Origin of the sequence: Kitasatospora sp. NPDC058965, from assembly GCF_042741245.1 — a bacterium.
Lineage (GTDB): Bacteria > Actinomycetota > Actinomycetes > Streptomycetales > Streptomycetaceae > Kitasatospora.
Genome location: NZ_JBHYKG010000400.1, coordinates 1 through 6807 on the forward strand (window position 1 = coordinate 1; position 6807 = coordinate 6807).

The 6807-nt window shown below is 74.1% G+C and carries 8 protein-coding genes; all 8 read right to left on the minus strand.

All coding sequences use genetic code 11. The features are described from left to right. Nucleotides 1-94: 94 nt before the first annotated feature. Entirely contained in the window at nt 95-640 is a 546-nt protein-coding gene (locus tag ACFW1A_RS36815) for a phage tail protein (RefSeq protein ID WP_380417333.1), read from the minus strand. Further along, the gene (locus ACFW1A_RS36820; protein ID WP_380417336.1) at nt 637-2619 is read right to left on the minus strand and encodes a putative baseplate assembly protein; all 1983 of its coding nucleotides are present in this window, start codon (nt 2617-2619) and stop codon (nt 637-639) included. The genes ACFW1A_RS36815 and ACFW1A_RS36820 overlap by 4 nt, the downstream gene beginning before the upstream one ends. After that, nucleotides 2619-3056 carry a GPW/gp25 family protein gene (locus tag ACFW1A_RS36825; RefSeq protein ID WP_380417338.1) on the minus strand — a complete coding sequence of 146 codons (438 nt, stop codon included), beginning with the start codon at nt 3054-3056 and terminating at the stop codon, nt 2619-2621. The genes ACFW1A_RS36820 and ACFW1A_RS36825 overlap by 1 nt, the downstream gene beginning before the upstream one ends. 1 nt (nt 3057) lies before the next feature. Further along, nucleotides 3058-3423, minus strand: coding sequence for a PAAR domain-containing protein (locus tag ACFW1A_RS36830; protein WP_380417348.1), 366 nt, complete (start codon nt 3421-3423; stop codon nt 3058-3060). A gap of 27 nt (nt 3424-3450) precedes the next feature. Then, nucleotides 3451-5235 carry a VgrG-related protein gene (locus ACFW1A_RS36835; RefSeq protein ID WP_380417340.1) on the minus strand — a complete coding sequence of 595 codons (1785 nt, stop codon included), beginning with the start codon at nt 5233-5235 and terminating at the stop codon, nt 3451-3453. 2 nt (nt 5236-5237) lie between these two features. Further along, nucleotides 5238-5927: a peptidase M23 gene (locus tag ACFW1A_RS36840; RefSeq protein WP_380417342.1), complete on the minus strand. Its 690-nt coding sequence runs from the start codon at nt 5925-5927 to the stop codon at nt 5238-5240. A 29-nt stretch (nt 5928-5956) separates the two neighbouring features. Further along, on the minus strand, nt 5957-6382 hold the full coding sequence (locus tag ACFW1A_RS36845) for a phage tail protein (RefSeq protein ID WP_380417344.1): 426 nt from the start codon (nt 6380-6382) through the stop codon (nt 5957-5959). A gap of 31 nt (nt 6383-6413) precedes the next feature. Continuing rightward, nucleotides 6414-6807: hypothetical protein (locus ACFW1A_RS36850; protein WP_380417346.1), on the minus strand; the 394-nt coding region annotated here is incomplete at its 5' end.

The following is a 6807-nucleotide window of genomic DNA, read 5'->3' on the forward strand; positions in this document are numbered from 1 at the left end:
CCCTCGTAGCGGAGCTACTTGGGCGTTTCGGCCGTGCGGCGAGAGTGGGTGCCGGGCGGGCCGGACCCGGCGGGAATGGTCAGACAGGCCCTAGCTAGGGCACGACCTCGATCCGGCACCGGACGTGGGCCGGGCGGTCGCGTTCCACGGCCAGTTCGATCCGGCGCAGTGCCGCCCCGTCCAGGCCGGTGTCGCGGATCCGGATGAGCAGCGTGGGCAGGTCCGACCCGGGCAGCGGACCGTTCGGGGTGGCCGACCAGGTGGCGCCGCCACTGTCCCCGATCTCCGCGTGGACGCCCAACTGGCGCAACTGGTCCGCCAGTCCGGCCAGCGTGCCGCGGGCCCGGTGGGTCCGGACCGCGTCCGCGACGGCCGCCCGCCGGCGGCGCTCCTGGTCCGGCCCCTCCGCCGGTTCGGGCGCGGCCACCCAGTCGGCCAGCCACTCCACGAAGTCGGCCGGCGCCAACCGCGGGTCCCAGTAGGCCTCCATGCTGTCCAGCACGGCGAACACCGGCGCCAGCACGTCGTCGAAGGCGCCCAGGAAGCGCTGGGTGAAGTCCTCCCCCGCGTACACGTCCGGCAGCCGCGCACCGAGCGGGTGCGGGGTGCGCAGACCGGGGACCGCCGCACGCCCGCTCACAGCTCCTCCACCCGGACCTGGTGCTGGTGCGAGAAGACCAGCGCGTTGCGGTCCAGCTCGACCCGGTCCACCGGGTCGCCGCGCTCGCCGGTGAGCGGGTTGGCGGGGAACAGCTGGACGTGGTCGACGAGTTCGACCCCGGGCAGCCGCTGCAGCACCGCGTAGGCCTCGCCGGACTGCACCGGCCGGCCGAACGGCCAGCCCTCCCCGTCCGGCCCGCCGACCAGCGGGTTGAGGTAGCGGTAGAGCGCGTCCAGCGCCGCCTCGCGGACCTTGCCGACCGCCGCCCCGCGCCGCGCCATCACCCGGGCCACCACGGTGACGCCCTGGTAGTACGGCGGTTCGACCACCAGCCGGGCCCCGATCGGGCGGCGCTGGTCCAGGTACTCGGCGATGCCGGAGAGCAGGTCGTCGGAGGGGACCATCTGCTCGAACCGCAGCCGGTCGCCGCCGTCGGCGGTCACCCCGGGCACCACCAGCACCCGCACCCCGCCGTCGCCCGCGCCCTGCCCCGCCGCCAGCGCCCGGATCCGGGCCGCCGAGGGGGCCGCCCGGCGGGCCAGCAACTCGTAGTCGGCCGCCGTCACCGCCCGGTCCTGGGTGCGCAGTTGGACCGGACCGCGGAGCATCGCGGACTGCACCGTCTCGCCGTCCACTCCACCGGTGGCGCCCTCCCGGTTCTCCACCCGGGAGACGAACGGCACCGAACTGCGCAGCACGCTCAGCGCACCGCGCGCCACGTTGCCCTGCCGCCCGCCGCCGGTGCGGTAGCGCTGCACCCGGATCCGGGCGCCCTTGGGGGGCACCTGCCCGTAGCAGCGCAGCACGCCGTCCGCCTCGCGCACCGCCGGGCCGAAGGCGATCTCCCCGGTGGTCCGGTCCACCGTGACGTGCCGGTCCTCGGGGCCCGAGTCGCCGAAGGCGTCCACCTCGTGCCACTCCTGCCAGCCGTCGTCGGCCTGCTCGTCGCCGCCGGCCGGCTCCAGGTACGGCGCGACCTCCACCACCAGCGGGCGCCCGTCGCTGAGGATCGGCGCCCGGGAGACGGTGAACCGCTGGCCCGGGGTGCCGGTGGAGTCGCCGAGCCACTCCTGGTCCACGGTCTGCGCGTGCACCGCCGGCACCGTCCCGCCGACGGTCCCGGCGCGCACCGCCCGCACGGTCGGCGAGGCGGAGTAGAACGGCTGCCCCGGGCGGGCGGTGACGGTGCGGCAGCGCAGCCAGCCGGCCCGCCGGCCGGCCACGGTGGCGACCGCGTGCCCGCCGGGGACGTGCAGCACCACCTCGCCGGGGCGGTTCAGGCCGCCGGTGCCGTCGCTGTCCACCTCGCAGGGCAGCCAGGCGTCGCCGTCGAAGGCCTCCCAGACCAGCGGGGGCTGGCGCGGGTCGACACCGACGCCCTCGACCACGCTGTCCAGGTCGAGCAGCACCGCACAGTGCGGCACCGCGTCCGACAGGCCGATCAGGAAGAGGTCGCCGACCACCGGGGTGGCGGCGAAGCAGGCCACGTCCCGCCCGTCCAGCAGCTCGGCGCTGCGGTCCACCGGCCGGCCGTCCCCGGCCTGCGTCAGCAGCGCCTCGAACGTGCAGGGGACGATGGCCAGTTCGCGCTCTGTGGCGAAGACCACCCGGTCGCTGCGGCCGCTGCCGACGGTGGCCGCCTCGGTGCCCTCGCGCAGGCGCAACGGCTGCTGCTGCGGGGTGGAGAGCCAGAAGGTCAGGTCGGTCGCGGCCGCGGTGGCCGGGAACAGCTTGACCCCGATCAGGTCCAGGAAGGCCAGGTAGTTCTTCTCCGGCACCCGGTTCAGCCGGTAGAGCAGCTGGTCGGTCATGTGCGCGAACGCCTCGATCAGGGTCACCCCGGGGTCCGAGACGTTGTGGTCCGACCACTCCGGGCAGCGCTGCTGGACGAAGCGCTTGGCCTCGTCCACCAACTGCTGGAACCGGCGGTCGTCGAGATTGGGTGCGGGCAGGGCCATCAGCGGTGCTCCTGGGAGCCGGGGACCGGCAGGTCCACCGGTGTGTGTTCGGGGATCACGTAGAACGGGAAGACCAGGCTGCGCGGGTTGTTGGTGCCGCGCACCGAGTAGCGGATGTCGATGTAGAGGGTGCCGACCTCGACCCGGTCGTAGGAGACCTCGACCGCGTCCACCTCGATCCGCGGCTCCCAGCGCTCCAGCGCCCGGCGCACCTCCTCGGAGATCCGGCCGGCGGTGTCCGCGTCGGTGGGCGCGAAGACGTAGTGGTGCACCCCGCAGCCGAACTCCGGGCGCATCGGCCGCTCACCGGGCGCGGTGGAGAGCACCAGCCGGATCGACTCGGCGATCTCCCGGTCCTGGTCGACCAGGGCGATCCGGCCGGTCGGGTCGGTGCGCAGCGGGAAGGCCCACCCGGAGCCGACGAACTGCTCGGGCATCTCAGATCCCTCCGATCAGCACGGTGCGGTCGCCGCCGCTGATCGCGGCCTGGCAGGTCAGCTTGTCGCCCATCCGGGCGGCCGGGAACCCGCCGATCAGCACCAGGCCGCCGGTCGTCGGCGGCGACGGCAGCACCAGGTTGCCCATCAGCAGCTCCGCGTGCGGCGCGCAGACGGCCACCGTGCCGACCACCGCGGCCGGTTCACCGCCGATCCGGACCGAGGGCACGCCGAGCAGCGGTCCGATGCTCGGGCCGGGCGGCAGCGCCTGCCCGCCGGGCGGACCGAGGGTTCCGGTCGGCGGGCCGCCGATCTCGGGCACGTACAGCTGGCTGACCGGGTCACCTACCCTGGCGGCCGGTGGCATGGGCATTCTCTTCTCTCTGATGGCTCGTCAGTTTAGCTTGACGAGCGGGGCGTTGATGCTGATCTCGGCGGTCGCGCCGATCGAGACCTGTTCGCCGTGGACCGAGACCCGGCCGGTGGCGGCGCCCAGGGTGATGTTGCGGCCCTGGACGTCCACGTCGCCGTCGGCGACCACGCTCACCTTCGCGCCGCGGGACGCCTGCACCCGGATCTCGTGCGTCCTGCGGTCCAGCGTGACGGTCAGCCGGCCGTCCCCGGTGGCCAGGCGCAGGCCCTCGTCGGCGGCCGGGTTGCTGAGCAGCTCCAGCCGGTCGCCGTCGCGGTTGGCGACGGTGCGCCGGGCCACCTTCTTCATCGCGCCGAGCAGCTTGCCGGGCACCGGCGTCGGATCGTCGTGGCCGTTGTACAGCCCGCCCAACACATAGGGCCGGTCCAGCAGGCCCTGCTCGAAGGCGACCAGCACCTCGTCGCCGATCTCCGGGCAGAAGAGCCCGCCGCCGTTCAGACCGCCGAGTTGCACCACGCGCACCCAGTCGCTCTGGTAGGCCCGCGCGTCGGCGGCCGAACTGTCGGACAACCAGGGGAACTTCAGCTTGACCCAGCCCTGCTGCAGCTGGCCCGGGTAGCCGTCCTGCGGGGTCTGCCCGTCCGCCAGCACGTCCACCACGATCCCGGTCGCCACCGAGGGCACCCGCGGCGACCGGGCCGGCGCGGTGGCCGCGGCGGCCAGGCCGAACAGCGTGCGGTCCTGCCGGCCGCTGACGGTGAGCCGGGTCTCGTAGCCGATCCCGCGCAGGTAGTGGTGCGCAACGGCGGTCACCGTGTACTTGCCGTCGAACGGCGCACCGGCCTTGGTCAGGGTCACCGGCGTGCCCACCCGCAGCTCCGGCGTGCCGCGCACGGTCACGTCCAACTCGCCCAGCGCCGCGGCCTGGTCGGCCGCCAGCGCGGTGGCCACCGCGGTCGCCTCCGCCTCGGTCCGGTAGGGGGTGTCCGCGACCAGCAGCTCCGCCTTCGGGAACGGGCCGACCGCCTGCGCGGGGGTCAGGCCGAACTGCTGCTCCGGACTGGGCAGCACGGGTGCCTCGGCGTTCACCGCGAGCTTGTTGCGCACGTCCCAGCCGCGCACCCGCACGGTGCCGACCTGGTTGACCGAGTTCACCGAGGACCGCACCGCGAGCACGTTCTTGCCCAGCTCCAGCACGAACGGATTCTTGTCCGGCGTGGTCGACAGCCCCGGTGCCTCGGCCGCCGCCACCGGCTTGCGGAAGTTCAGCACCCCGTCCTCGACCACCAGCTCGCGGCCGTTCTCCAGCGCCAGGGTGCGCAGGAACTCCCAGTCGGAGACGTTCGGCTGGGTCAGGTACTCGTACTCGGTGCTGGTCGCGTCGACCGTGCCGAGGGCCACCCCGGCCGCCCCGGCCAGCTGGACCACGATCTCCGAGGCCTTCATCATGGGGTAGCCGGCGATCCGCCGACCGCGCTGCAACCGGTGCGAGACGTCCAGCGCGCGGATCGTGGTGTACGTGCCCGCACCGTCGAAGTCGGCCTCCAGCGCGATCACTTCACCCGCGAACATGGGGCGCAGCGGGGCCGCGGGACCGGCCTTCGCCTGCACCGTGAACTTCCCGCCGATCGTGATCGAGGTCTGGCCCAGCAGCTTCCGCTCCGGGTCGAGCACCCGGACCTCGGCCACCGCCGCGAGACCGCCGCCCTCCTCCACCCGGACCTCCATCGGCCGGTCCCGCCAGAGCGGCGGCAGCGGCCCGGGGGTGCCGATCACGAAGCTGTTGACGTTGGCGCCGTCCGTCACGGCTACCCCTCCTGCCGCTCGTCACGGGCCGGGACCAGCAGTTCGACGCCCGGGCGCAGCCGCATCGGGTCGTCGATCGCGTTCGCCTCGGCGATCCGCCGCCAGGCGGTGGCGTCGCCGTACTCCCGGTAGGCCAGCAGCTCCAGGCTGTCCCCGCCGACCACCTGGTGGACCCGCCGGGCCGAGAGCGCGCCGGAGGTCGGGTTCTGGCCCTTCGTCATCTCGGCGGCCTCGGTGATCTGCACCGCACAGGTGGCGCGCAGCGGGTGGCCGTCGATGTCGAAGAGGGTGTAGGTGGCGGTGACGCTCTCCAGGTAGCCGTAGAACTCGACCGCCTTGAACGACCCCCAGGCGAACTTCACCCACGGCGGCAGCCCGATCTCCTCGCTCACCGGGGAGCACCAGGACAGCACCGTGTCCACCGCCGTGGCCACGCTGTTGTCGTGGTTGGCGGTGGCGTCCAGGAAGAGCTCGACCGAGAGCTTGGCGGGCTGGCGGCCGCGGAACTCGGCGGTGCCCAGCTCCATCTTGGTGGCCGGGTTCTGCAGCCAGTTGGTGCCCTTCGACAGGGTCAGCGTGTGCGGGTTGAACTGGAAGGTGACCGGGCCGCCCATCGCACCACCGGGCGGCTCGCCCTCCAGGGTCGGCGGCTGATAGGCCGTCAGGGTGGCCTTGGCGGGGGTGCCGGGCATGTCAGTCCTTCTCCTGGGTCAGGGGCGGCTTAGAGGAAGCCGTGGTGGGCCAGCTCGACGGACTCGACGGCCGTCTCGGAGCGGGACGGGTCGAAGGAGGGTGCGGTCCAGCGGACCATGATCACCTCGCGCAGCGACCAGGTGGCGATCGTCTGCGCGAGGGTCGGGTCCAGCGCGGTGATCTGCGCCGTGCCCCGGGTCACCCGCTGCTGCAGGTTCGCCAGGTAGGTCGCCACCTTGGCGCTGTCGGCGGTCAGACCGCGGGTGAGCGTCACGTTGGGGAAGGTCACCCGGGTGGGCAGCTGCCAGACGAAGCCGTTGTTGCCGCCCTCCGGCCGCTGCTCCACCTCCACCTGCGCGCCCAGGCCCGAGCAGGTGGTGAACAGGCCCAGGTCCACGCCGGTGAACTGCAGGCGGAAGTGGACGGTGGTGCCCGGGTCGATCGCGGTGGTCATCGAGGGTCTCCTGACGTGGTCCTGCTGCTGGTCATCGGCCACCGTCCGTCAGGCGGCCGGAGCGCTCGCGGCCCAGGCGCAGCTCGCTGCGGAGCAGTCGCCCGATCGGTGCGGCGAGGCGGCGGGCCAGCTCGTCGAGGTGCGCGCGGTCCAGCGCGGCGAGCACGGCGGTGCCGTCGGGGGCGGGTGCCTCCTTGGCCTCGGCCGCCGCCGGGGTCGGAGTCGCCGGCGCGGTGCTCGGCACCGCGGCCGGTGCGGCCGCGGGTTCGGGGAACTGCGCGGCGCGGGTCTCGGGGGCCCGGGTGACGGGTGCCTCGCGCAGCCGCTGCACCATCGGGGTCGGCGGCATGGCGGCGCTGCCCGCCCGCGCCGGGTCCAGCGCGGCCCGCGGGACGGGCGGCGCGAACGCCGGGGCGGACCGGTGC